Origin of the sequence: Desulfovibrio sp. 1214_IL3152 (assembly GCF_036763055.1) — a bacterium.
In the GTDB taxonomy this organism is placed as follows: domain Bacteria; phylum Desulfobacterota; class Desulfovibrionia; order Desulfovibrionales; family Desulfovibrionaceae; genus Desulfovibrio.
On record NZ_JBAIYW010000461.1, the window covers coordinates 1 to 1428 of the forward strand.

2 protein-coding genes are annotated in these 1428 nt (G+C 60.4%); both read right to left on the minus strand.

Features of this window, described 5'->3' with window-relative positions:
• Positions 1 to 105: 105 nt before the first annotated feature.
• Positions 106 to 762: a complement resistance protein TraT gene (gene traT / locus V6C07_RS09685; protein ID WP_333536228.1), complete on the minus strand. Its 657-nt coding sequence runs from the start codon at positions 760 to 762 to the stop codon at positions 106 to 108.
• Positions 763 to 1209: 447 nt separating this feature from the next.
• On the minus strand, positions 1210 to 1428 hold a 219-nt coding region (locus V6C07_RS09690; protein WP_333536230.1), incomplete at its 5' end, for a hypothetical protein.

The following is a 1428-nucleotide window of genomic DNA, read 5'->3' on the forward strand; positions in this document are numbered from 1 at the left end:
GGAAAATCCGGCCGGTTGCCATTGATACGCTCCACAGGCGTTAGCCGCAGGTTTTGCGCAAGCCCGCAGACCCGGCAACGGCTGGTGTGGAGACGGCAGCGTTCCTCATTGTGACGGTCCGGCTCCGGAGGCCGCGGCCTGGCCAGCATTTCTGTTGGCGGCATGAATGGCGGTTCCGATTTCACGGGCCAGTGTTTCTGTAAACAGGGTAGGAGCACCGGCGTCCATGCGGATCTGCCCCGGCAACAGCACGGCTATGCGCATCTGGCTGTTGGAAAGTGCGTTGCGGCTGGAAATGTTCTTGAGCTTGGCCTTGCTTGGCCTTTGGGCGCTGGGAACGCGGCGCTGCACCAGCAGCACGTCGGCCATGACCGCGGCAGCGCCGCTGCCTTTGAGCGCAGAGGGCGTGTCGTAGCCTGCATCAACCATCTGCCGCAGGTGGGCCGGTTCCGTGTTTCCTGCCGACAGCACCGTAAGCTGCACGATGTACCCGGCTTCGCTGGGGTTGCCCACAATGGTGAACCCGCTGCGCTGCAGCCAGGATTCAGTCTGCGCGCGCAGACCGAAAACGCGGTTGGTATTGTCGCGCACGCTTACATAGACAGTGTCCGCAATGGCATCATCGTCCTGTGGCTCCTGCAGCTTGCCCGAGCGCAGCACTTCCAGCTTGTCCGGGTCAGCGGCCTGACGCACGCAGGCCGCAAGCGGCACAAGGCTCAGGCAAAGCAGCAGCGCAATAAAACGCAGTCCTTTCAACGTCATAAGAAAACCTCGATCCTTGCCGCCAGGGGCGCGGCCGGTATGGGATGCGAAAGCGCGGGGCTTTCGCTGTGGCTGTTTTTCCGGTCATTGCATTTTTCGGGCCGGTAAACACATCCGTAAAAAGTTTCTGTGCGGCAGGGCCGTGGGTCCGCAAGGGCGACCCGTCGCAAATCCTTGGTGTTCAGTATGTTTTGTGCGAAATTTCATATGCTTGCGGCAGAGATGCTTCGCTGCTTTTTGCAGGTTGCGGGCAACCTTTCAGGATATTCGGAATACGGCAACAAAATCTTACCCGGCTCAAACGCGCTGGTTTGGCTGGCGTGCAGCATGAGGAATCCGGGGGGATGGTCATTTTTCCGTCGGCAGGCATTGCCAACGGAAGGGCTTTGAGCCGCTGTCCGGCAAAAGCAATGCCCGTTGCGCTGTCCTGACAGGCCGTGGGCCTTGTCAGGGCTTTATGGCCTTGACAATTTCGCTGCTCAGTTTGTCCTCCAGGGCGGGAAGAATATCGTCGCGGCCCATGTTGGCGCCTTCAGCACTGACGCTTACCGCGTACATTTCCTGGGGTTGTTTGCCGTTGCGTCCAGCGCCCACACGGGCGCGCATGCCCCAGATATTGCTTGTGCCGCCGTCAAGCATGCTGACGCCAAGGCCCAGCAGCAGGCC

Excerpts from the sequence above, each read along its gene's own strand:
- traT (WP_333536228.1), bottom strand. The coding sequence starts at position 762 with ATGACGTTGAAAGGACTGCGTTTTATTGCGCTGCTGCTTTGCCTGAGC.